20 protein-coding genes and 1 pseudogene are annotated in these 20972 nt (G+C 73.4%); 11 read left to right on the top strand and 10 right to left on the bottom strand.

Annotated features, from left to right (window positions below; all coding sequences use genetic code 11):
* Positions 1-246 precede the first annotated feature (246 nt).
* Genes AMY39116_RS0323635 through AMY39116_RS0323625 form a run of 3 tightly spaced genes read left to right on the top strand, consistent with a single transcriptional unit; the run spans position 247 to position 3048 of the window.
* The gene (locus AMY39116_RS0323635; protein ID WP_020420103.1) at positions 247-657 is read left to right on the top strand and encodes an SHOCT domain-containing protein; all 411 of its coding nucleotides are present in this window, start codon (positions 247-249) and stop codon (positions 655-657) included.
* Positions 658-689: 32 nt separating this feature from the next.
* Entirely contained in the window at positions 690-1274 is a 585-nt protein-coding gene (locus tag AMY39116_RS0323630) for a potassium channel family protein (protein WP_020420102.1), read from the top strand.
* The gene (locus AMY39116_RS0323625) at positions 1234-3048 is read left to right on the top strand and encodes a glycoside hydrolase family 15 protein (protein WP_020420101.1); all 1815 of its coding nucleotides are present in this window, start codon (positions 1234-1236) and stop codon (positions 3046-3048) included. Before AMY39116_RS0323630 ends, AMY39116_RS0323625 begins: the two co-directional genes overlap by 41 nt.
* On the opposite strand, the gene AMY39116_RS0323620 is transcribed toward AMY39116_RS0323625, so the two are convergent.
* Genes AMY39116_RS0323620 through AMY39116_RS0323610 form a run of 3 tightly spaced genes read right to left on the bottom strand, consistent with a single transcriptional unit; the run spans position 3023 to position 4549 of the window.
* Positions 3023-3286 (bottom strand): lipopolysaccharide assembly protein LapA domain-containing protein, encoded by a 264-nt coding sequence (locus tag AMY39116_RS0323620; protein WP_020420100.1) that lies wholly within the window; start codon positions 3284-3286, stop codon positions 3023-3025. The two genes, AMY39116_RS0323625 and AMY39116_RS0323620, sit on opposite strands and share 26 nt — an antisense overlap.
* Positions 3270-4109 (bottom strand): YhjD/YihY/BrkB family envelope integrity protein, encoded by an 840-nt coding sequence (locus AMY39116_RS0323615; RefSeq protein ID WP_020420099.1) that lies wholly within the window; start codon positions 4107-4109, stop codon positions 3270-3272. The genes AMY39116_RS0323620 and AMY39116_RS0323615 overlap by 17 nt, the downstream gene beginning before the upstream one ends.
* Positions 4106-4549, bottom strand: a complete 444-nt coding sequence (locus AMY39116_RS0323610; protein ID WP_020420098.1) for a hypothetical protein — start codon at positions 4547-4549, stop codon at positions 4106-4108. Before AMY39116_RS0323610 ends, AMY39116_RS0323615 begins: the two co-directional genes overlap by 4 nt.
* Before the next feature lie 110 nt (positions 4550-4659).
* On the opposite strand from AMY39116_RS0323610, the gene AMY39116_RS0323605 reads away from it, so the two are divergent.
* The 4 genes from AMY39116_RS0323605 to AMY39116_RS0323590 are packed head-to-tail and all read left to right on the top strand — an operon-like array spanning position 4660 to position 8713.
* Complete coding sequence (locus AMY39116_RS0323605) at positions 4660-6405, top strand: MFS transporter (RefSeq protein ID WP_051123588.1); 1746 nt, start codon at positions 4660-4662, stop codon at positions 6403-6405.
* 10 nt (positions 6406-6415) lie between these two features.
* Positions 6416-7570, top strand: a complete 1155-nt coding sequence (locus tag AMY39116_RS0323600; RefSeq protein WP_027936179.1) for an AI-2E family transporter — start codon at positions 6416-6418, stop codon at positions 7568-7570.
* A 2-nt stretch (positions 7571-7572) separates the two neighbouring features.
* A complete protein-coding gene (locus AMY39116_RS0323595) occupies positions 7573-8220 on the top strand; it encodes an HD domain-containing protein (protein WP_235716204.1) in 648 nt (215 codons plus the stop codon).
* The gene (locus tag AMY39116_RS0323590; RefSeq protein ID WP_020420094.1) at positions 8201-8713 is read left to right on the top strand and encodes a hypothetical protein; all 513 of its coding nucleotides are present in this window, start codon (positions 8201-8203) and stop codon (positions 8711-8713) included. The genes AMY39116_RS0323595 and AMY39116_RS0323590 overlap by 20 nt, the downstream gene beginning before the upstream one ends.
* Here AMY39116_RS0323590 and AMY39116_RS0323585 read toward each other — a convergent pair.
* Both AMY39116_RS0323585 and AMY39116_RS0323580 read right to left on the bottom strand, forming a co-directional pair.
* Entirely contained in the window at positions 8670-10406 is a 1737-nt protein-coding gene (locus AMY39116_RS0323585) for a SulP family inorganic anion transporter (protein WP_020420093.1), read from the bottom strand. The two genes, AMY39116_RS0323590 and AMY39116_RS0323585, sit on opposite strands and share 44 nt — an antisense overlap.
* Before the next feature lie 235 nt (positions 10407-10641).
* On the bottom strand, positions 10642-12297 hold the full coding sequence (locus AMY39116_RS0323580) for a sigma-54-dependent Fis family transcriptional regulator (RefSeq protein WP_020420092.1): 1656 nt from the start codon (positions 12295-12297) through the stop codon (positions 10642-10644).
* A 120-nt stretch (positions 12298-12417) separates the two neighbouring features.
* Here AMY39116_RS0323580 and AMY39116_RS0323575 point away from each other — a divergent pair, with 120 nt between their 5' ends.
* Genes AMY39116_RS0323575 through AMY39116_RS0323565 form a run of 3 tightly spaced genes read left to right on the top strand, consistent with a single transcriptional unit; the run spans position 12418 to position 15397 of the window.
* The gene (locus AMY39116_RS0323575) at positions 12418-14070 is read left to right on the top strand and encodes an FAD-dependent oxidoreductase (RefSeq protein WP_020420091.1); all 1653 of its coding nucleotides are present in this window, start codon (positions 12418-12420) and stop codon (positions 14068-14070) included.
* A 14-nt stretch (positions 14071-14084) separates the two neighbouring features.
* Complete coding sequence (locus AMY39116_RS0323570) at positions 14085-14552, top strand: nuclear transport factor 2 family protein (RefSeq protein ID WP_020420090.1); 468 nt, start codon at positions 14085-14087, stop codon at positions 14550-14552.
* The gene (locus tag AMY39116_RS0323565) at positions 14552-15397 is read left to right on the top strand and encodes a mycofactocin-coupled SDR family oxidoreductase (RefSeq protein WP_027936178.1); all 846 of its coding nucleotides are present in this window, start codon (positions 14552-14554) and stop codon (positions 15395-15397) included. The genes AMY39116_RS0323570 and AMY39116_RS0323565 overlap by 1 nt, the downstream gene beginning before the upstream one ends.
* A 2-nt stretch (positions 15398-15399) precedes the next feature.
* On the opposite strand, the gene AMY39116_RS43480 is transcribed toward AMY39116_RS0323565, so the two are convergent.
* The 4 genes from AMY39116_RS43480 to AMY39116_RS0323545 form a co-directional block, all read right to left on the bottom strand.
* Positions 15400-16515 carry an LLM class flavin-dependent oxidoreductase gene (locus tag AMY39116_RS43480; RefSeq protein ID WP_020420088.1) on the bottom strand — a complete coding sequence of 372 codons (1116 nt, stop codon included), beginning with the start codon at positions 16513-16515 and terminating at the stop codon, positions 15400-15402.
* 610 nt (positions 16516-17125) lie between these two features.
* Positions 17126-18079 (bottom strand): threonine/serine dehydratase, encoded by a 954-nt coding sequence (locus tag AMY39116_RS0323555; RefSeq protein ID WP_020420087.1) that lies wholly within the window; start codon positions 18077-18079, stop codon positions 17126-17128.
* Positions 18073-18843: an inositol monophosphatase family protein gene (locus AMY39116_RS0323550; RefSeq protein ID WP_020420086.1), complete on the bottom strand. Its 771-nt coding sequence runs from the start codon at positions 18841-18843 to the stop codon at positions 18073-18075. The genes AMY39116_RS0323555 and AMY39116_RS0323550 overlap by 7 nt, the downstream gene beginning before the upstream one ends.
* A gap of 1 nt (position 18844) precedes the next feature.
* A complete protein-coding gene (locus tag AMY39116_RS0323545) occupies positions 18845-19444 on the bottom strand; it encodes a GTP cyclohydrolase II (protein ID WP_020420085.1) in 600 nt (199 codons plus the stop codon).
* A gap of 53 nt (positions 19445-19497) precedes the next feature.
* Here AMY39116_RS0323545 and AMY39116_RS0323540 point away from each other — a divergent pair, with 53 nt between their 5' ends.
* Complete coding sequence (locus AMY39116_RS0323540; protein WP_020420084.1) at positions 19498-20190, top strand: creatininase family protein; 693 nt, start codon at positions 19498-19500, stop codon at positions 20188-20190.
* A gap of 70 nt (positions 20191-20260) precedes the next feature.
* Here AMY39116_RS0323540 and AMY39116_RS45645 read toward each other — a convergent pair.
* A pseudogene (locus tag AMY39116_RS45645) lies at positions 20261-20932 on the bottom strand (YbhN family protein); the annotation flags it as partial.
* Positions 20933-20972: the final 40 nt, after the last annotated feature.

Here is a 20972-nt window from a genome sequence, read left to right as displayed (position 1 = left end):
CCTCCTCGGTCGTGTCCTGGCGGCAGCGTCCTCCCGCGCGGGAGCGGGGAACTCACCCCGGCCGGGTGATGCCGCACCGGTCACCCGGAGTGACGCTGCCGGGGTGACCACGCGCGGGACGTGCGCATCGAGGCGCGGGCACCACGTGCGGGCGGCGCGCCCGGGGAAGCCGACGGGACGCCGGCCCCGGGGGATGCGCCGCCCGCGGCGCGTGATCCCCGGCGGGTGTCGAGCAACGGAGGCGTCATGACACTGGCACAATCGGAGTACCCGTTCCTGGACCTGATCTGGACCATGCTGGTGTTCTTCGGCTGGGTGATCTGGTTCTGGCTCCTCGTCGTCATCTTCGGCGACCTCTTCCGGCGCTCGGACGTCTCCGGGTGGGGCAAGGCGGGCTGGACCGTGCTCGTGCTGGTGCTGCCCTTCCTCGGGGTGCTGATCTACCTCGTCGCGCAGGGCAGGCACATGGGCGAGCGCAGGCGGGCCGAAGCGGTCGCCGCGCAGAACCAGTTCGACGACTACGTCCGCGACGTCGCCCACGGCGGCGGCGGGAACGGCGCGGCGAGCCAGATCGCCGAGGCCAAGAAACTGCTGGACAGCGGGGCCATCGACGACAGGGAGTACCAGGACCTCAAGGCGAAGGCACTGGCCCGATGAGACCGGCGTCCGGATGACCGGGGCGGTCCGGGATGGCGCCCGGTGTGGGGGAGCGGGTACGGGCGCACCGGGGGCGGTTGTTCGTCCTCGGTGTGCTCCGCCCCTCGCTGACCGTCGCGCTGCTGGTCACCGCGTACTACGTGCTCCCGCTGGGGGACCGGGTGCGCGGCGGCGGCGCGGTGTTCCTGGCGGCCGGACTGCTGGTGGTGACGGCGGTGGTCGTGTGGGAGGTCCGCGCGATCCTGCGGTCGCCGTACCCGCTCCTGCAGGGTGTGCAGGCGCTGGCACTGGTGGTCCCGTTGTTCCTGCTCCTGTTCGCCGGGGCCTACCACAGCATCGAGGAGGTGCGGCCGGGCAGTTTCACCGGCGCCCTCGGCAAGACCGACGCCCTCTACTTCGTGGTGACGGTGTTCGCCACGGTGGGCTTCGGCGACATCACCCCGGTCGCGGAGCCGGCGCGGATCCTGGTCACCGTGCAGATGCTCGGTGACCTGCTCCTGCTTGGCCTCGGCCTGCGGGTGATCCTCACCGCCGTGCGGCACGGCCGCGACCGGACTGAGAAAACCGGAGGAGACGATGACCGAGACCGCGATCTCCGAGCACGGGATGATCGGTGACCTGCACACGGTCGCACTGGTGACGACGGACGGGTCGATCGACTGGTTCTGCTGTCCGCGCTTCGACTCGCCGAGCGTGTTCGGCGCGCTGCTCGACGACGAGCGCGGCGGCCGCTTCCGGGTGCGGCCGGCGGGCGATTTCACCAGCCGCCAGGTGTACTACCCGGACAGCGCGGTGCTGATCACGCGGTTCTTCACCGCGGAAGGGGTCGGCGAAGTCGTCGACTTCATGCCGCCCGCCGGGGAGCACGCGACCGGCAACCACCGGATCGTGCGGCTGATCCGGTGCGTGCGCGGCCGGATGCGGTTCGAGGTCGAGCTGGCGCCGCGGTTCGACTACGGCCGCCGTCCACATCGGACGGAACTGGCCGGTGCGGGCGCGGTGCTCGACGGCGGTTCGACGGTGCTCACCGTCCACCCGGTGCGGGAACCCGGCGACGAGCGGCTCGCCGAAGTCCGGCACGCGGGCCAGGACCTGGAGATGTCGGTCGAGCTCTCCGCCGGGCAGGTCCGCGGCGTCGTGCTCGAAGCGGACGCGGACGGGCCGCCGCGGGAGATCCGGGTGGCGGAGGTCCGGCGGCTGTTCGAGGAGACGACCGCGTTCTGGCAGAACTGGCTCGCCGGTTCGTCCTACCGCGGCCGGTGGCGCGAGGCGGTGGAGCGGTCGGCGATCACGCTGAAGCTGCTCACCTACGCGCCGACCGGCGGGATCGTCGCCGCGCCCACCGCGGGGCTGCCCGAGCAGGTGGGCGGCGAGCGCAACTGGGACTACCGCTACACCTGGGTGCGTGACGCGTCGTTCTCGGTGTCGGCGTTGCTGGGGCTGGGGTTCGACGGCGAGGCGGAGCGGTTCGGCCGCTGGCTCGGCGACCGCGTGCGCGAACGGGCGGGCGGGTCGTCCGGGCCGCTGAACATCATGTACCGGGTCGACGGTTCCAGCGATCTCAAGGAGGACGTGCTGGACCACTGGTCGGGGTACCGGGGTTCGCGTCCGGTCCGGATCGGCAACGGCGCCGCCGAACAGCTGCAGCTGGACATCTACGGCGAGGCGATGGACAGCCTGTTCGCCGGCGACCGGGCCGGGCTGCCGATCCCGCACCAGGGCTGGCGGGCCGTGCGCGACGTGCTCGACTGGGTGTGCGCCAACTGGGACCAGCCGGAGGAGGGCATCTGGGAGACCCGTGGCGGGCGGCGCCCGTTCACCTACGGCAGGCTGATGTGCTGGGTCGCGCTGGACCGCGGCATCCGGCTCGCCGCCGAGCACGGCAGGCCTGCCGACCAGCAGCGGTGGGCGGCGGAACGCGACCGCATCTACGAGGAGGTCCACGACCGCGGGTGGCACCCGGGGCGGCGCGCGTTCGTCCAGCATTACGACACCGATGTGCTCGACTCCTCGCTGCTGCGCATGCCGCGGCTGGGGTTCATCGCCGGGCGTGATCCGCAGTGGCTGTCCACACTGGACGCGATGGCGGACGAGCTGGTCACCGACAGCCTGGTCTACCGCTACGACCCGGCCGCCTCGCCGGACGGGCTGCGGGGCTCGGAGGGCACCTTCTCGCTGTGCACCTTCGCCTGGGTGGACGCGCTGGCGCGGGCCGGGCGGGTGCGGGAGGCCCGCGGCGCGTTCGAGAAGATGGTCACCTACGCCAACCACCTCGGCCTGTTCTCCGAGGAGATCGCGCTGACCGGCGAGCAGATCGGGAACTTCCCGCAGGCCTTCACGCACCTCGCGCTGATCGACGCGGCCCTCACCCTGGACGCTGCCCTCGCTTAGCGCGGTGAGCGCCGCGGCCAAGCAGGAGCCCGGCGAGCAGGCCGAGCACGAGGACACCCGCCAGCGCCGCCCACAGCGGCCCGGTGATCGTCGTGGTGAACACGCGGATGTCCACGGTCTGGCGGTTCTGCAGAACGAACGTCAGGCCGAGCGCCACCAGCACCGCCGCGGCGATCAGCTTGACGGGAACCTTCTTGGACGGCGGCGCCTTCGGGGCGCCGTCAGGACGCGCTGTCATCGGAACTCCTCGGCAGTCGGTCCTCCTGCTCGGACAGCAGGAGGTTGAGCACGTGGGCCAGCACGACGAAGCGGGCCATCAGCATGAGCCAGACGAGCACGGCGGCGGCCACCCCGAGCGTCCCGTACAGCTCGGAGGCGCGGGACAACTTGCCCGGCAGGAAGTGGACGGCGACCGCGCGCAGGCCTTCCAGCCCGAGGCCGAACAGGACGGCCCCGGGCAGGAACGCGCGGTGCGGCCGGGATTGCCCGGCGCGCAGCAACGGCAGCCCCAGCAGGGTGAACACGGCAGCCATCACCAGCGACATCACCGCCGCGGGGATCTGCAGGGCGGATTCCAGGAGTGGCCCGCCGAGGCAGGCCACCACGACCCCGAGCAGGGCGGCGGTGTAGCGGCCAGCCCTGGCCAGTGCGGTGAAGTCGCGCGGGCAGGTCCCCGGGCGGACCCGGTTCGCGACGCCGTCCAGCGCCCGCCCGAGCGTGAACGACGCGACCGCGAGCGAGCCGATGCCCACCCCGAGCGCGAACAGCCTGCTCTGTTCGGCCTGCCGCCCCACGTTCTCCAGCAGGCTCGCGGTGAGCGGGCTGAGCCCGGTGGTCCGCACCAGCTCGCGCAGGGTCGTCCCGGACCACCAGAACCCGAGGAGCGCGACGAGGATCAGGACACACGGCAGCAGCCACACGAAGATCCGGAAGGCCAGCGCGGCGGCCAGCAGCGGGCCGGCGATCTCCAGGTCCCGCCGGAGCACCCGCCCGGTCAGCCGGACCGCGGGGAACCGGCCCGCCGCCGAGGCGAACCCCGCGCGCGCGGCGGTGGTCCTCACTCCCGGCCGTGCGCGACGACCGCCCAGATCACGAGCACGTCGATGGCGATGACGATGGTGGACTGCACCGGCGCGACGTTGAGGAACGCCAGGTGCGACAGCGCGTTGAACCCGACCAGCAGCACCGCCACCACGCGGGCCCACATCGCCCCGAACCCGAGCGCGACGCCGGTCGCGACCGCGAGCACGCCGACCACGAGGTGGATCCAGCCCCAGCCGGTGAGGTCGACGACCAGGGTGCCCTCGGGGCCGACGACGTAGTGGTCGTCCGCGGCCAGCGCGACGATGCCCATCACCGTGGTGAACAGCCCGGCCAGGACCACCATCACGGCGCCGAACAACAACCACCCGCTGCCGCGTTCCCCCGTCACCCTGCCGAGCCCGGTGGCCCGCTGGGAATTCATGTAAGCCTGGTCGCGCAGGTACGCCTGATCCGCCATGGCCGCCTCCGATCCGCGGGAACGTCCGGCCACAGTGCGCCCTCGCGCCACGCCGCTCTTCGCCTGCGACGGGTGAGCGCACGTGCCCGTGGCCCGGTTACCGTCGCCGGATGGGGACGACGGCTGTGACGCGGCGCCGTGGCGGCACGGTGCTGCTCACCCTCGCGACCGGGCAGTTCCTGATGACCCTGGACACGTCGGTGATGAACGTGTCGATCGCGACCATCGCGAACGACCTGGGCACGACCGTCACCGGGATCCAGACCGCGATCACCCTGTACACGCTGGTGATGGCGATGCTGATGGTCACCGGGGGCAAGATCGGGGCGCTGATCGGGCGGCGGCGGGCGTTCGCGATCGGGTGCGTGGTCTACGGCTGCGGCTCGCTGACGACCTCGCTCGCCCCCGGGCTGGGCGTGCTCATCGTGGGCTGGTCGGTGCTGGAGGGGCTCGGCGCCGTGCTGATCATGCCGGCGATCGTGGCGCTGGTCGCGTCGAACTTCGAGCAGGCGCAACGGCCGCGGGCCTACGGGCTGGTCGCCTCCGCCGGCGCGATCGCGGTCGCCGTCGGCCCGCTCGTCGGCGGGCTGGTGACCACCTACTTCTCGTGGCGCTGGGTGTTCGCCGGCGAGGTGCTGATCGTGCTCGTCATCCTGGTGCTGGCGCGCCGGATGGCCGACCCCGGGCGCGGCGAACGCCCGGCGCTCGACTTCGCCGGGACGGCGATGTCCGCCCTCGGGCTGGGCCTGGTGGTCTTCGGCGTGCTCCGGTCGGGGACGTGGGGCTGGATCCTGCCGGGTCCGGGCGCCCCGGCGGTGCTCGGGCTGTCCCTGGTCCTGTGGCTGGTGCTGGCGGGCGGGGTTGTGCTGTGGTTGTTCCTGCTGTGGGAGCAGCGGCGGGTCGCCCGCGGCCGGGAGCCGCTGGTGGACCCGGCGATGCTGGGCAACCGGCGGTTGCGGGCCGGCCTCATGGTGTTCTCCGGCCAGTACCTGATCCAGGCCGGGCTGTTCTTCGTCGTCCCGCTGTTCCTGTCCATCTCGCTCGGTCTGTCCACGGTGGAGACCGGGTTGCGGTTGCTGCCGCTGTCGGTGACGTTGCTGGCCGCGGCGGCCGGGATCCCGAAGCTGTGGCCGCGCATCTCGCCGCGCCGGGTCGTGCGGGCCGGGCTGGTGACGTTGTTCGTCGCGCTCGTGGCCTTCTTCGCCGCACTGGACGCGGGCGCCGGTCCGGAGGTCACCACGGTCCCGATGCTGCTGGCCGGGCTGGGCATCGGCGCGCTGGCCTCGCAGCTGGGCAGTGTCACGGTGTCGGCGGTGCCCGACGAGCGCAGCAGCGAGGTCGGCGGGCTGCAGAACACGTTCACCAACCTCGGCGCCTCGCTGGGCACCGCGCTCGCCGGCTCGGTCCTCATCGCGGTCCTCACGTCGTCGTTCCTCGACGGCATCCGCGACAACCAGGCCGTGCCGCCCCAGGTGACGGCGCAGGCGGAGGTGCGGCTGGCCGGTGGCGCGCCGTTCGTCTCGGACGCGGCACTGGAGGCGAACCTGGCCGCGGCGGGGGTTCCGGCCCCGACGGCGGACGGCATCGTGGAGTCCAACCGGGACGCCCGCGTCCAGGGTCTGCGCGCCGCGATCGCGGTGCTCGCGCTCGCCGCCGTCGTCGCGCTCTTCTTCACCCGCCGCATCCCGCAGGAGCAGCCGGGCGGCTCACCCGGGGCGGGTGAGGACAGCCGCCGCGGCGGTCCGGGCGGGCACGGCGGAGACGGTGACGGCGGTGCGGGAGCAGGCGGGCTTGCCGCTCCGCCGGGGGCCGGATCGCCCGGCCGGGATGAGCAGCACCCGGTGCCGCCGCTCTAGCCTCCCGCGGATGGAAGAGCCCCCGAACCCGCGGCTGTCGCCCGACGGTCTGGCGCCGTCCCGCGATCTGCTGCCGCGGGCGCTGGTGGTGCTGCTCGGCGCGGCCGCGGTGGTCGTGGTCGTCGCCGGGGTCCGCGCCGCCGGCTGGCTGGTCGGCCCGGTGTTCACGGCGCTGGTGATCGTGATCGCCGTGTCGCCGGTGCAGGACCGGCTCCGCCGCCGGGGGTGGCCGGCGTGGCTGACCACCACCGTGCTCGTCATCCTGGTCTACGGGGTCCTCGCGCTGCTGACGCTGGGCATCGTCGTGTCCCTCGCGCGGCTGGCGGGCCTGGTGCCGCAGTACACCGGGCAGGCCGCCGAGGTCGTCCGCGACGCCTCGGTGGGGCTGTCCCGGCTCGGCATCGGACCGGATCAGCTGCGCGCCGCCGCCGAATCCCTCGACCTGGGCAGGCTCACCGGCCTGCTGACCGCCCTGCTCGCCGACATCGCCGGACTGGTGTCGAACCTGGTGTTCCTGCTCGCGTTGCTGCTGTTCCTGAGCGTCGAAGCGGGTGGCGCGGGGCAGCGGATCGCCGCGATCGCCACCGACCGCCCGTCCGTGAGCGCCGCGCTGCGCGGGTTCACTCGCGGCACCCGGCGCTACCTCGTGGTCACGACGGTGTTCGGGCTCGTCGTGGCGGCCCTGGACGCGCTGGTGCTCGCGGTGATCGGCATCCCGCTGGCGCTGACCTGGGGGCTGCTGTCGTTCGTCACCAACTACATCCCGAACGTCGGGTTCCTGATCGGGCTGGCCCCGCCCGCGATCCTCGGCCTGCTCACCGGCGGCGTCGGCCGGATGGTGCTGGTGATCGTCTGCTACGGCGTCATCAACTTCGTGCTGCAGTCGCTGATCCAGCCGCGGTTCGTCGGCGACGCGGTCGGATTGTCGGTGACGGTGACGTTCGTGGCGCTGGTCTTCTGGGCGTGGCTGCTGGGGCCGCTCGGCGCGATCCTGGCGATCCCGATGACCCTGCTGGCCAAGGCGCTGCTCGTGGACCTCGATCCACGCGCCCGCTGGGCGGACGTGCTGCTGCGGTCCGGGCAGCGCGGGCCGCCGGAATCCCGGCGCCGGGAGGCGCTGTTCGCGCGGTGGCCGCACCGCGCGGCGGCCGGACGGAAGGAGTAGCGATGTCTCGCCTGTCGATGGGGCCTGGATCCGGCGTGGTGGCCGGGTACCGCGACGCCATCCCGCTGGACCGGTGGGCGCGGGTCACGGCGGGCCGTCTGCTCGCCGACGAACAGCCGCGGCGGTGGGCGCACAGCCAGGGAGTCGGGCGCAAGGCCGAAGGCACGGCGCTCGCGCTGGCGCCGGCCGACCGTCCGGTGCTGGTCGCCGCGGCCTGGTTGCACGACATCGGGTACGCCGCCGCGGTCGGGGGCGTGGGCTTCCACCAGCTCGACGGCGCGTGCTACCTCCGCAGTGTCGGCGTGCCGCTGCGCGTGTGCGCGCTCGTCGCGCACCATTCCGGCGCGGACGCGGTGGCCGCGCGGGTCGGTCTCGGGCGGCGGCTCGCGGAGTTCCCGGACGAACGCGGACCGGTCCGGGACGCCCTGTGGTACTGCGATCTGACCACCAGCCCGGACGGGCTGCCGGTGTCGTACCGCACCCGGCTGCTGGAACTGCGGGCGCGCCGCGGCCCGGACGATCCCGTCGTGCGCGCGCTGGCCGTCAACGGCGAGGAGCGGGCCGCGGCGGTCCGGCGCACCGAGGACCTGCTGTTGTCCGTCCGGTTTGGACAGCGGGCGGAGGTGGACGGTGATCGGCGGACCGGCTGACCGGACCGCCGTCCGGACGGCGGGCAGACGGCGCGCGGCCGGCATCTACGGCGCGATCGTCACCGCGGCGATCCTGACCGCGGTGGGCGAGCAGCTGCCCACCGCGGCACTGGCGGTCGCCGTCGTGGTCACGCTCCTGGTCTACTGGTCCGCCGAGGAGTTCGCGGAGATCGTGGGGGAGCAGACCTCCGGCGGCGGGCTGCCGACCCGCGCCCAGGTGCGGGCGGAGTTGCGCGCGACGTGGCCGATGGTGACCGCGTCCTACGGTCCGCTCGCCGCGCTCCTGCTGGCCCGGCTGGCCGGCGCCACACCGCTCACGGCGGCCAACGTCGGGCTCGCGACCGCGGTGGTCCTCCTGGTGGTCCACGCCTGGTCGGCGGCGCGGACCGCGCGGCTGCGCGGGGTCCAGCTGGTGGTGACGACGTGCGTGGCCGGTCTGCTCGGGGTGGTCATGATCGTGTTGAAGAACCTGGTTCTGCTGCACCTGCACTGACCGGGACCCAGCCGTTCCCGGTGCGGCGGCGGAACGCGTCCACGGCGGCGGAGACGGTGGGGTAGAAGTGGTCCGGATCCAGCGTGCGGGTCAGCTCGTAGCGGTCGATCTTGCGCCGCACCGGGTCCTTCAGCTCGGCGAGCACGAGGTGCGTGCCGCGCGCGTTGAGCTCGTCGTCGAGGTCCCGCAGAATGTCCGCGGCCGTGGTGTCCACATCGGTCATCGGTTCGGCGGCGACGACGATCCAGTGCGGCGCCGGGTCGCGCGCCGCGAGCCGGCGCACCGCTTCCCGGAAGGTCTTGGCGTTGGCGAAGATCAGCGGCGCGTCGAACCGGAAGATCACCAGCCCGGCCGGCCGCCGCGCGTCCGGGTAGGACCGGACGTCGTGGTAGCCGGGCACCCCGTCGGCCTTGCCCAGTTCGGTCTGGTACGGCAGCCACGCGTGCCGGAACACGTTGAGGATGGACAGCACCACCGCGACCGCGATCCCGGGCAGCACGCCCAGCAGCGCGACGCCGAGGAGGGCCGCGGCCGACAGGAGGAACTCGGTCCGGCGTTGCCGCCACAGCCGCGCGGTCCCCCGGAGGTCGGCGAGCGACAACGCCGCGGTGATGACGATCGCGGCGAGCACCGGTTGCGGCAGGTTCCGGAACAGGCCGGGCGCGACCAGGATCATGATCGTGATCAGGACGGCGCCGACGACGCCGGTCAGCTGGGTCCGCGCGCCGGCCTGCTGGGCGACCGCGGTGCGCGATCCGCTGGTGCTGACCGGGAAACCCTGGAACAGCCCGGCCGCCAGGTTCGCCACGCCGATGCCCGCCATTTCCCGGTTGCCGTGGACCTCCTGCCCGGTGCGGGCGGCGAACGCCGACGCCGTGGAGATCGTGTCGGCGAGCGAGACCAGCGCTATGCCCAGTGCGCCGGCGAACAGCGGAGCGAGGTCGGACAGGCCGATGTCCGGAATGGACAGCGGCGGGAAACCCCGCGGCAGCACACCGACCAGGTCGACGCCGCGTGCGGCGAGGCCGAACAGCGGGACCGCGGCGATCGCCAGCACCACCACGACGAGCACCGCGGGGATCTTGGGCAGCCAGCGCTGCAGCAGCAGGATCGCGGCGACGCCGGAGATCCCGACCGCGGCGGCGGCGCCGTTGACCTCGCCGCCGAAGATCCCCCGCGCCACGGCGCCGATCTCGGCGACGAGGCCGTCGGCGTCGACGCTGAACCCGCACAGCTTCGGCAGCTGCCCCACCACGATGGTCAGTGCGAGGCCGTTGAGGTAACCGATCATCGTCGGCTTGGATATGAGGTCCGCGATGAAGCCCAGCTTGGCCACCGACGCGACGATCATGATGGCGGCGACGAGGATCGCGAGCATCGAGGCGAGCGCGACGGCGCGCCCGGGGTCGCCGTCTGCCGCGGCGAGCGGCAGGATCGTCGCGGCGATCATCGGCCCCAGGGAGGAATCCGGCCCCAGCACGAGGATCCGCGACGGCCCGAACACGGCGTACCCGAGCAGGCACAGGATCGACGTGTACAGCCCGGTGATCGCGGGCAGGCCGGCCAGCTCCGCGTACGCCATTCCCTGCGGCACCAGCAGCGTCGTGAGGACGACGCCGGCCACGAGATCCTTCGCCAGCCAGCGGCGCTGGTACGACCTGATCTGCCGCAGGCCGGGAACCCAGTGGGACATGACGAAACCCTTCCCCAGGCGATGGTAACCGGGCGGCCGCTTCCCGGCCCGGGGCCTCGGTCCCCACCGGAGGAGACGAAAGACCCTTGACGGAACAGCCTGCCGTTCCGATGCCAGGGCGAGTGCGCGCCGACCGTCCGGTTCGGACAGTGGGTGCGCCGCCGGCTCAGGCGGGGCCGGGTGGGGGAGGAGCGCAGGCGGCCGGGCGCCGGTCGTGCCGCCACGTGCCTCCGGCTCAGCCGAGCCCGTAGCGCTTCAGCTTGCGGTAGAGCGTGGCGCGGCCGATGCCGAGCTGGGCGGCGGCCCGGACGCGGTTGCCGTCCGCGGTGCGCAGCGCTTCGGCGACCGCGGCGCGTTCGGCTTTCTCGAGTTCGCTCAGGCGGGGCCGGGTGGGGGAGGAGCGCAGGCGGCCGGGCAGGTGGCGGGCGCCGATCGAGCCGCCGCCTGCCTCGGCCGCGGCTCCATTGATCACGGCCTTCAGCTCGGCCAGGTTGCCCGGCCAGTCGTGCCGCTGCAGGACGGCCCGGGCTTCGTGCGTGAGCCGCGCCCCGAAGCGGTTCGCCAGCTCCGGGATGTCCGCCGTGCGCTCACGCAGGCTCGGCACCCGGATCTCGGCCGGCGCCCAGCGCGTCCGCAGCGGAGCCAGCGCGGGACCGGGGACGATCGTCGCCACCACGTGGGCCGCGTGCTCGCCGGCGAGGAGGTCCGCCAGCCGCCCGGCGCGGGCGGGATCGAGCCGTTCCAGGTGCCGCACCAGCACGGCTTCTCCCGCGAGCGCCCGCGCCACCGCCTCCACCGGCTCGTCCGCCTCGACGACGACCGGTTCGCCCAGCAGCGCCCGCGCGACGCTCGCCTTGCCCACGCCCGGCTCGCCGAGCAGCAGCACCGGCCGGGACCGGGCTCGCGTCAGGGCCCGTTCCAGCGACCGCCATGGTGGGGAGCTGCCTGCGAGCCCGGCGGCGGCGAACAGGCCGGGCCCGGCTCGTCGCCGGGGCGGGCGGGCCGCGGTGACGGTGACCAGCAGCCCGCCCGGCGCGGCGGGGGCGAGGCGGACGGTGAGCCGGTCGCCGAGCGTGAGTTCGCCGGACGGCGCCCGCCCGTCCCGGGCCGCCTCGACCGCGTACGACTCCAGGGTGTCCAGGTCCTGGGGGCTCAGCAGGTCCGCCGCCGCGTCGCTGACGATCCGCGTCCGCCCGTCGAGCACGGCGACCGCCTCCCGGCCGGGCGCGGCGGCGAGGTAGGTCTCCAGCAGCCGCCGCTCGCGCGCCGGGGCGGCGTGCAGCAGCTCCCGCTCGATGGTGCGGCTCGCCGTGCGCGCGAGGGCGTCCAGCACGGCCAGCGGCGCGGACAGGTCGCACACCACGGCGATCGCGCCGCTGATCCGGCGGGTGATCGGGTCGGTCACCGGCGCGCCCGCGCACACCGTGTCCTGGTACAGCTCGAACAGGTGCTCCGGGCCGCCGATCAGGACCGGTTCGCGGGTGCTCAGGACGTGGCTGATGCCGTTGGCTCCGGTGGTGCCCTCGGACAGGTCCGCGCCGGGCCGGGTGTCGATGCGCTCCAGGTGCGCCCGCATCGGCTCGTCGCCGGCCCAGCAGCCCACGATCCGCGCGTGGCTGTCGCTGAGCACCACTGCCGCACGCAGCCCGGACAGGTCTTCGGCGAGGCCGGCCAGCACCGGCGTGGCGGCCCGCACCAGCTGGCTCTCCGGCGCCACCGGCACCGCGGGCACGTGGTCACGCGTCACGTCGGCGCCGGTGAACCACGACCGCCGCCAGGCCGCCGACAGCCACTCGGGCAGGTCGTCCGGCAGGCGCCGCTCGGTGAGGAACTCCTCGCGAGCCCGGCGCAGCCGCGCGAGCCCGTCCCGCGTGTCGATCTGATACGCCATCCGCTGTCACTCCGTTGTGGTCACGGATCTTTCCGCCCCCAGTGTGCCCGGGCGCGCGGCCGCCGGGGGTGTCTCAAAGTGAGACAACCGCGCGGCGGGCCGGATTTCCATCCTGGGCGCATGACGAACGATTCGGTAGCCCCACGGGAGAGCGCCCGGCCGGCGGCCCGCTCGGCGGCCGACGCCGAAGCCGACGTGGTCGTGGTTGGCGGCGGTGGCGCGGGCCTGCCCGCCGCCCTGTTCAGCCGGTGGCTCGGCAACGAGGTCGTGCTGCTGGAGAAGGCGCCCGAGCTGGGCGGCACGGCGAAGAAGGCGGCGTTCTGGTACTGGGTGCCCAACAACGAGGCGATGCGCGCGCTGGGCATCGAGGACCGGTTCGAGGACTTCCTCCGCTACGTCGCGCGGCTGTCCCAGCCCACCCGCTACGACCCGGCCCGGGCGGACGCCGGGCTGAGCGAGTGGGAGCTGTCCATGGTCCGCGCCATCTACGACAGCGCCGCCCCGGCCGCCGAGCTGCTGCGCGACCGCGGCGCCCTGACCTACCGGCACTGCCCGGACGTGCCGGACTACTGGTCGCAGCTGCCCGAGGACAAGGCGCCGACCGGGCGGGTGCTGGTGCCGGCGGACGCGCGGGAGTCGATGTCCGACGGCGGGGTGTGCGCGGTGCGGCAGATGTCCGCCGCGGCCGAGCGCGACGGGGTGGACGTGCGCACCGGGCACCGCGTCCAGCGGCTGATCCTTGACGGCGGCCGGGTCGCCGGGGTCGAGGCGACCACCGCGGGCGGGCGGACGGTGCGGGTGCTGGCGCGCAAGGGCGTCGTATTCGCCACCGGCGGCTTCACGCACGACGACGAACTGCGCCGCGACCACCTGAGCGTGCCCGCCTACCGGGGCTGCGCCGCCTCGACCAACGAGGGCGATTTCGTGCGCATCGCCGCCGGGGTGGGCGCGCAGCTCGGGAACATGAACTACGCCTGGATGTGCCCGGTGCCGCTGGAGCGCTCCGGCAGGCCGGACCTGGTCGGGATGTTCTCGGTGGCAGGCGATTCGACGATCTTCGTCGACCGGCACGGCCGGCGCGTCGCCAACGAGAAGATGCCCTACAACGAGGCCGCTCAGACGTTCTTCCAGTGGGACCCGGCCGAGGGCGGCTACCCGAACCTGGTGCTGGTGCAGATCTGGGACCAGCGCAGCCAGGACCACTCCGCCAGCGACGAGTACGGCCGTCTCATCGTCCCGCCCGGCGCGGACGACTCGCACGTGATCCGGGCGGACACGCTGGAGGAGCTGACCGAACGGATCCGCGAACGGCTTGCCGCCAACGCGGGCAGGACCGGCGGCTTCACCCTCGCCGACGACTTCGCCGCGAACCTGCCCGCCACCATCGAGCGGTTCAACGGCTTCGCCCGCGCGGGCAAGGACGCCGACTTCGCGCGCGGTGAGACGCCGATCGAGCTGGTGTTCAACGGCCCGGTGAAGGACGAACCCGGCCGCGCCAACCCCACGATGTGGCCGATCAGCGACACCGGCCCCTACTACGCCGCCCTGGTCACCGGCGGGACGCTGGACACCAAGGGCGGGCCGCGCACCGACGCCGACGGCCGTGTCCTGGACGACCTCGGCGAGCCGATCCCCGGCCTGTTCGGGGTCGGCAACTGCGTCGCGTCCGCCTCCGGGCGCGCGTACTGGGCCGGGGGCGCGACGCTCGGCCCGATCCTGGCGTTCGCCCACCGCGCCGCCTCCGCCGTCGACCGGGCCGCCGTGCCCGCCTGAACCGGGAGCAATCCATGGCCGTCACCACCCAGACCATGACCGACGAGCAGCGCAAGTCCGTCGCGCTGGAGTACCTCAAGGCCTTCGACAACGGGGGCGTCACCTCGACCGGTGGCAGCATCCTCGACCTGTTCGCCGACGACGCGCAGGTCTGCTTCCCCAAGTGGGGGCTCGCCGACGGGAAGGAGGAGATCGGCAGGCTGTTCGGCGACGTCGGCGGCACGCTGAAATCCATCAAGCACCACTACGCCGAGTTCACCTGGGTCTTCTCCGGCGGCGACCTGCTCGTCGTGGAGGGCACCAGCCACGGCGAGCACCGGGACGGCCCGTGGCGGGCCGGGGTGCCCGAGTGGGGCGCCGGGCGCTGGTGCGACGTGTTCGAGATCCGCGACTTCAAGATCCAGCGCTGCTTCATCTACCTGGACCCCGACTACGCGGGCCAGGACACCGACCGCTACCCGTGGCTGAAGGGACAGTCCTGATGGGACGCATGGACGGCAAGGTCGTCGCGATCACCGGCGCCGCCCGCGGGCAGGGCCGCGCGCACGCCCTGCGGCTGGCCGAGGAGGGCGCCGACGTCATCGTCACCGATCTCGCGGCGCCGGTGGACACCGTCGCCTACCCGGCGTCCACACCGGACGATCTCGCGGAAACCGTGGCGGGCGTGGAGAAACTGGGCCGCCGCGCGGTGTCGTTCGTGGCGGACGTGCGCGACTTCGACACGCTGAACGCGGGCCTGGCCGGTGCGGTGGCCGAGCTGGGGCGGCTCGACGTGGTGGTCGCCAACGCCGGGATCCTCAACGCGGTCAAGCCGTCGTGGGAGCTGTCCGGCGCGGAGTGGCAGACGATGATCGATATCAACCTGGGCGGCGTCTGGCACACCACGAAGGCGGCGATCCCGCACCTGATCGACGGCGGCGCCGGTGGAGCGATCATCCTGATCAGCTCCACCGCCGGCCTGCGCGGCATCCCCAACATCGCGCACTACAACGCCGCCAAGCACGGCGTGCTCGGGTTGCAGCGCACGCTGGCCAACGAGCTGACGCCGCACCGGATCCGGGTCAACTCGGTGCACCCGACCAACGTCCGCACGACGATGATCGAGAACGACTCGAGCGCCCGGATCTACCGGCCGGATCTGGAGAACCCGGCCTTCGCCGACACCACCGACGCGCTCGCGCGCATCAACATGTGGCCGGTGCCCTACCTCGACGTCGAGGACGTGGCCAACGCCGTGTTGTTCCTGGCCAGCGACGAGGCCCGCTACATCACGGGCGTCGCGCTGCCGGTCGACCTCGGGATGAGCCAGAAGTACTCCGGCGCCTGAGGTCAGGCCGTGGTCGCGGCGGTCTCGTCCGCGGCGGCCTTGGCCTGCGCGGCGGCGACCCGCTCGGCGTGGCTGGGCGGGTTCGCCGGCACGTGCTCGGGGCGCTTGGCTTCCATCTCCTTGCGCAGCACCGGCACGACCTCCTCGGCGAGCAGGTCGATCTGCTCCAGCACCGTCTTCAGCGGCAGGCCGGCGTGGTCGATGAGGAACAGCTGGCGCTGGTAGTCGCCGACGTCCTCGCGCATGCTCGCGTACCGGTCGATCACCTGCTGCGGGCTGCCGACCGTCAGCGGGGTCGTCGCGGTGAAGTCCTCCATCGACGGGCCGTGGCCGTAGACCGGGGCGTTGTCGAAGTAGGGGCGGAACTCGTTCCACGCGTCCTGCGAGTTCTTGCGCATGAAGACCTGCCCACCGAGACCGACGATCGCGGTGTCGGCCGGGCCGTGGCCGTAGTGCTCGAAGCGCTGGCGGTAGAAGCGCACCATCTGCTTCGTGTGCGACATGGGCCAGAAGATGTTGTTGTGGAAGAAGCCGTCGCCGTAGTAGGCGGCCTGCTCGGCGATCTCCGGGCTGCGGATCGAGCCGTGCCAGACGAACGGCGGGACCCCGTCGAGGGGGCGCGGGGTGGCGGTGAAGCCGCGCAGGGGGGTGCGGAAGTTGCCCTCCCAGTCGACCACGTCCTCCTCCCAGAGGCGGCGCAGCAGGGCGTAGTTCTCGATCGCCAGCGGGATGCCCTGGCGGATGTCCTGGCCGAACCACGGGTAGACCGGGCCGGTGTTGCCGCGGCCCATCATCAGGTCCATCCGCCCGCCCGAGATGACCTGCAGCATGGCGTAGTCCTCGGCGATCTTCACCGGGTCGTTGGTGGTGATCAGCGTGGTCGAGGTGGACAGGATGATGTCCTTGGTCACGCCGGCCAGGTAGCCGAGCATGGTGGTGGGGGAGGACGCGACGAACGGCGGGTTGTGGTGCTCGCCCGTGGCGAAGACGTCGAGCCCGGCCTGGTCGGCGTGCTGGGCGATGGTCAGCATCGACCGCACGCGCTGGGTGTCGTCCGGAGTTTCGCCGGTCGTCGGATCCGTGGTCACGTCGCTGACGGAGAAGATCCCGAACTGCATGACAGCCTCCTGCTGATCTGGTGTTCGGCCGGTAAAACGTCTCGCGCGGAAGAATATTCCTGGCGAGACTATCAGGGGGCGGTGCCGAAGTGCGGTGGACCGCAGCGTCGCGCCAGGGAGGGCCCGCCGGTGCGGCTACCGGCCGGCCCGGCGCCGGTGCGCGTCCGGGCCCAGGTTGCTTCCGCAGATGGTGATCAGTGCCGCCCGGCGGAAGGGGTGCCCGTGGCCGGGCAGGCCGCGGGCAGCTCGTGCGGCGGCCAGGGCCCTTCGCGGATGTGGCGATCCGGCGGCCCCGGCGGGCGTCCGGGGCCAGGTTGCTCCCGCGGAGGGTGGTCACTGCTGCCCGGCGAAGCACGGCCCGTGGTCGGCAGCCAGTGGGCAGCTCGTGCGCCGGCCAGCGCCCCTCACCGTGACGGTGGCGGTGGTCGGCGCAGGCCGCGGGCCGGTGCGGCTGTCCGCCGGCCCGAGCCGGTGCGTGTCCGGCGACACGCTGCTCCCGCAGAGAGGATCACTGCCGCCTGGCGAAGCGGTGCCGCGCAGCCGGTGGGCAGCTCGTGCGGCGGCCAGCGCCCCTCGCCGTGGCAATGACCGTGGTCACCGCAGGGTGCGGCTACCGGCTGGTCCAGCGCCGAAACGCGTCCGGATCCACGTTGCTCCCGCAGATGATCGTCACCACGTGCCGCCCGGCGAAGCGCTCGCGGTCCTCCAGCACCGCGGCCACGCCGAGCGCCGCCGACGGCTCCACCACCAGTCCTGCGTGGTCGAGCAGCAACCGCATCCCCGCGGTGATCGACTCCTCGCGCACCAGGACCGCGTCGTCGGCCACCTGCAGCAGGTCGTCCAGCACCTCCGGGATCGGGAAGCGCCCGGCGACGCCGTCGGCGATCGTGTCCGCCGACTCCGTCGTCACGACCCGCCGCTGCCGCCAGGACAGGGTCATCGCGGGCGCGCCCAGCGGCTGCACGCAGATCACCTCCACCCCGGGCGCGAGCGACTTCACCACGTGTCCCACCCCGGTCGCCATCGCCCCGCCGCCCAGGGCGATCAGGACGACATCGGCCGACGGCGCCTGCTCCACCAGCTCCAGCCCGATCGTGGCCGCGCCCTCGCACGTTTCGAGGTCCAGGCTGTCCTCCACCAGCCGGATCCCGTGCTGCCGCGCGATGTCCGCCGCCCGCTCCCGCGCCCGCTCGAAGTCGCCGTCCACCAGCTCCAGCCGCGCGCCCAGCGCCCGGATCCGGTCGAGCTTCGCCACGGGCGCGGACCGCGCGGCCACGACGGTGACGTCGAGCCCGCGGCGGCGGCCGGACCAGGCCAGCGCCTGCCCGAGGTTGCCCGCGCTCGCGCACACCACCGAGCCCGAGCCGAGCGCGTGAGCGATCACCTCGGTCGCGCGGCCCTTGAAGCAGCGCACCGGGTTGGCCGTTTCGAGCTTGACGCTCACCGCGCACCCGAGGACGGGTTCCAGCGCATCGCAGCGGTACAGCGGCGAATCGAGGAACACCGGGTCGATCACCCGGCGGGCGGCCCGGATCCGGCCGGTGTCCAGGCGGGTCGTCAGCACAGCAGGTCCAGCACCACGTCCCGCAGCCCCGGCGCCAGTGCGATCGTCGACGCCGAGGACACCGTGTGGTCGCTGCCGTCGGCGTCCAGGACCAGCCCGCCGGCCTCCCGCACCAGCAGCACGCCCGCCATCGTGTCCCACGGCAGGTTCGACAGGATGATCGTCGCGTCCAGGCGGCCGTGCGCGACCCACGCCAGGTCGGCCGCGGCGGTGCCGATCATCCGCACCCGCTCCGCCCGCGCGCCCAGCTGCTCCAGCAATGCCAGGCGCAGCCGGTTCTTCGGCCCGGCGTCCTCGCCCACCGCGAAGTCGCCCAGCGACACCATCGCTTCGGCCAGCGCGGTCGCCCCGGACACCCCGATCCGCGTGTCCCCGGCGAAGGCGCCGTAGTCCTCGACCGCGGTGTAGACCGTGTCCAGGAACGGCAGGTCGATCGCCGCCACGACGCTGCGCTCGCCGGACACCAGGGCCAGCGAGATCCCGGTGAGCGGGATGCCGCGGGCGAAGTTCGCGGTGCCGTCGACCGGGTCCAGCACCCACCACAGCTCGCCCCGCTCGCCGCCGTGCTCCTCGCCGACGAGCCCGATGTCCGGCGTCTCTCGCGCGAGGAACTCCCGCACCGCATCCTCGACCGCCAGGTCGATGTCGGTCACCAGGTCGCGTTCGCTCTTCGCGGTCACCGACCGCGGCGCGCGCGAGGTGACGATGCGCCGCCCGATCGCGACGGCCTCCCTGGCGACGGGCAGCAGGCTCAGGTGGTCCACGTCAGTGCTCCGCGACGTCGAAGGCGTCCACCTGCGGCAGGACGTGCCCGAGGCGGTCGCGCTTGGCGGTCAGGTACCGGATGTTGTCCGGGCTGGCCGGCGCCAGCAGCGGGACCCGCGCCGACACGCGGATCCCGTTCGCCTCCAGCGCCGCGATCTTGTCCGGGTTGTTGGACATCAGCCGCACCGACCGCACGCCCAGGTGGCGCAGCACCCGCGCGGCGGGGCTGTAGTCGCGCACGTCGACCGGCAGCCCGAGGCTGGTGGCCGAGTCGACGGTGTCCAGCCCTTCGTCCTGCAGCACGTGCGTGCGCACCTTCGCCACCAGCCCGATCCCGCGTCCCTCGTGCCCGCGCAGGTACACCAGCACTCCGCTGCCTTCGCGCACGATCGCGTCCAGCGCGGCGTCCAGCTGTTCGCCGCATTCGCAGCGCACCGCGCCGAACACGTCGCCGGTGAGGCACTCCGAATGCACCCGCACCAGCACGTCGTCGCGGCGCAGCCGTCCGTGGGCGAGCGCGAGGTGCTCGGCACCGTCGCGGAAGGCCACGCTCCGGAACTTGCCGCGCCGGGTGACCAGCGTCGATTCGGCGATCTCCATGGGTTCCCCTCGTCGTCGACCGGGAACTTGCCCTACCCGGTATACCTGATCTGATGAGTCCGCTGCCGCCGGAGACCACCGACGACGTGCGCGGGGCCGCCGTGGCGGTGCTGCCCGTCGGGAGCCTGGAACAGCACGGCCCGCACCTGCCGCTGACCACCGACACCCTGATCGCCTGCGCGGTCGCGTCGCGGATCGCGCACGACCACGGCTTCTGGCTGCTGCCGCCGGTCACGGTGTCCTGCTCGCACGAGCACGCCGCGTGGCCGGGCACGGTGAGCATCTCGGTCACCACGCTGGTCGCGGTGGTCCAGGACGTCGCCGCCTCCCTGCGGGCCTCGGGCGTCGGCAGGCTCGTGCTGGTCAACGGGCACGGCGGCAACCACGTCCTGGCCAACGTCGTGCAGCAGGCCGGCGGCTCGATGGTCCTGTTCCCCACGTACGGCGAGTGGCAGGAGGCGCGCGTGGCGGCGGGCGTGCGCACCTCCAACGACGAGGACATGCACGCCGGCGAGCTGGAGACCTCGATCCTGCTCTGCACCGCCCCGGAGGTGGTCAGACCGGGCTACGAGACGGCGGACTCGCCACCCGGCGATCTGCGCCACCTCCTCTCGCTCGGACTGGCCCCCTACACGGAATCGGGCGTGGCCGGTCATCCGTCACTGGCTTCGCCGGAGAAGGGCCGGGCGGTGCTGGACGCGCTGGCCCGCGCGTTCCAGGTGCACCTGCCCCTTCTCGGCTCCTGAGCGCCAGGACGCCCGGCAGCGCCGCGACGAGCGAGAGCACCCCGTAGACGACGGCGGTGGTGATGCCCGCGCCCGCGCCGAGGCCGGTGGCTGAAAACGCGACCGCGGTGAACCCCTCGCGCGGTCCCCAGCCGCCGACGTTGAGCGGCAGCGCCATGACGACCAGCGCGAGGACGATCAGCGGGACGAGGGTGGTGACCGGCGCGGTCACCCCGGCCAGCCGCGCGGCGAGGAGGAACAGGGCGACGTGCCCGGCGATGGTGAGCGCCGACAGCGCCACGATGCCCGCCGCGGTGCGCCCGCCGAGCAGGGCCCGGGCGTCGGTGAGGGTCCGGGTTGCCGCGGCGCGCCAGGCCGGTTTCGCGGCGAGCAGCCCGGCGACCGCGAGCGCGGCGCCGAGCAGGACGAGCAGCCCGGGGCCGGTGGACAGGCCGGGCAGCAGGTCCGGGTGGAGGGCGAGCGCGGTGACGCCGGCGACGAGCAGCACGGCCTGCCCGGCGAACCGTTCGAGCACGACGGCGCGGACGCCGCGGCCCACGTCGCCGGAGTCGCGGCCGTGGCTGACGGCGCGGTCGACGTCGCCGAGGACCCCGGCGGGCAGCACCGAGTTGAGCAGGGTGGAGCGGTAGTAGGCGGCGACCGCGGCCGGCAACCGCAGCGGCAGGCCGAGACCGCGGGTGACGAGGACCCACCGCCCGGCGGCGGTGACGGTGGTCAGCAGCCCGATCGCCAGCGCGAGCACGACTGATCGGGTGTCGATGAGCCGCAGCCCGGTGAGGAAC

This window comes from Amycolatopsis sp. ATCC 39116 (assembly GCF_000231075.2).
Taxonomy (GTDB): domain Bacteria; phylum Actinomycetota; class Actinomycetes; order Mycobacteriales; family Pseudonocardiaceae; genus Amycolatopsis_E; species Amycolatopsis_E tucumanensis.
The sequence above is the reverse complement of the archived record's forward strand: the minus strand, read 5'-3'. Positions and strand labels throughout refer to the sequence as shown.

Coding starts and splice junctions, on each gene's coding strand:
- AMY39116_RS0323635 (WP_020420103.1), top strand. CDS start 247: ATGACACTGGCACAATCGGAGTACCCGTTCCTGGACCTGATCTGGACC.
- AMY39116_RS0323630 (WP_020420102.1), top strand. CDS start 690: ATGGCGCCCGGTGTGGGGGAGCGGGTACGGGCGCACCGGGGGCGGTTG.
- AMY39116_RS0323625 (WP_020420101.1), top strand. CDS start 1,234: ATGACCGAGACCGCGATCTCCGAGCACGGGATGATCGGTGACCTGCAC.
- AMY39116_RS0323620 (WP_020420100.1), bottom strand. CDS start 3,286: ATGACAGCGCGTCCTGACGGCGCCCCGAAGGCGCCGCCGTCCAAGAAG.
- AMY39116_RS0323610 (WP_020420098.1), bottom strand. CDS start 4,549: ATGGCGGATCAGGCGTACCTGCGCGACCAGGCTTACATGAATTCCCAG.
- AMY39116_RS0323605 (WP_051123588.1), top strand. CDS start 4,660: ATGGGGACGACGGCTGTGACGCGGCGCCGTGGCGGCACGGTGCTGCTC.
- AMY39116_RS0323600 (WP_027936179.1), top strand. CDS start 6,416: ATGGAAGAGCCCCCGAACCCGCGGCTGTCGCCCGACGGTCTGGCGCCG.
- AMY39116_RS0323595 (WP_235716204.1), top strand. CDS start 7,573: ATGTCTCGCCTGTCGATGGGGCCTGGATCCGGCGTGGTGGCCGGGTAC.
- AMY39116_RS0323585 (WP_020420093.1), bottom strand. CDS start 10,406: ATGTCCCACTGGGTTCCCGGCCTGCGGCAGATCAGGTCGTACCAGCGC.
- AMY39116_RS0323580 (WP_020420092.1), bottom strand. CDS start 12,297: ATGGCGTATCAGATCGACACGCGGGACGGGCTCGCGCGGCTGCGCCGG.
- AMY39116_RS0323575 (WP_020420091.1), top strand. CDS start 12,418: ATGACGAACGATTCGGTAGCCCCACGGGAGAGCGCCCGGCCGGCGGCC.
- AMY39116_RS0323570 (WP_020420090.1), top strand. CDS start 14,085: ATGGCCGTCACCACCCAGACCATGACCGACGAGCAGCGCAAGTCCGTC.
- AMY39116_RS0323565 (WP_027936178.1), top strand. CDS start 14,552: ATGGGACGCATGGACGGCAAGGTCGTCGCGATCACCGGCGCCGCCCGC.
- AMY39116_RS43480 (WP_020420088.1), bottom strand. CDS start 16,515: ATGCAGTTCGGGATCTTCTCCGTCAGCGACGTGACCACGGATCCGACG.
- AMY39116_RS0323545 (WP_020420085.1), bottom strand. CDS start 19,444: ATGGAGATCGCCGAATCGACGCTGGTCACCCGGCGCGGCAAGTTCCGG.
- AMY39116_RS0323540 (WP_020420084.1), top strand. CDS start 19,498: ATGAGTCCGCTGCCGCCGGAGACCACCGACGACGTGCGCGGGGCCGCC.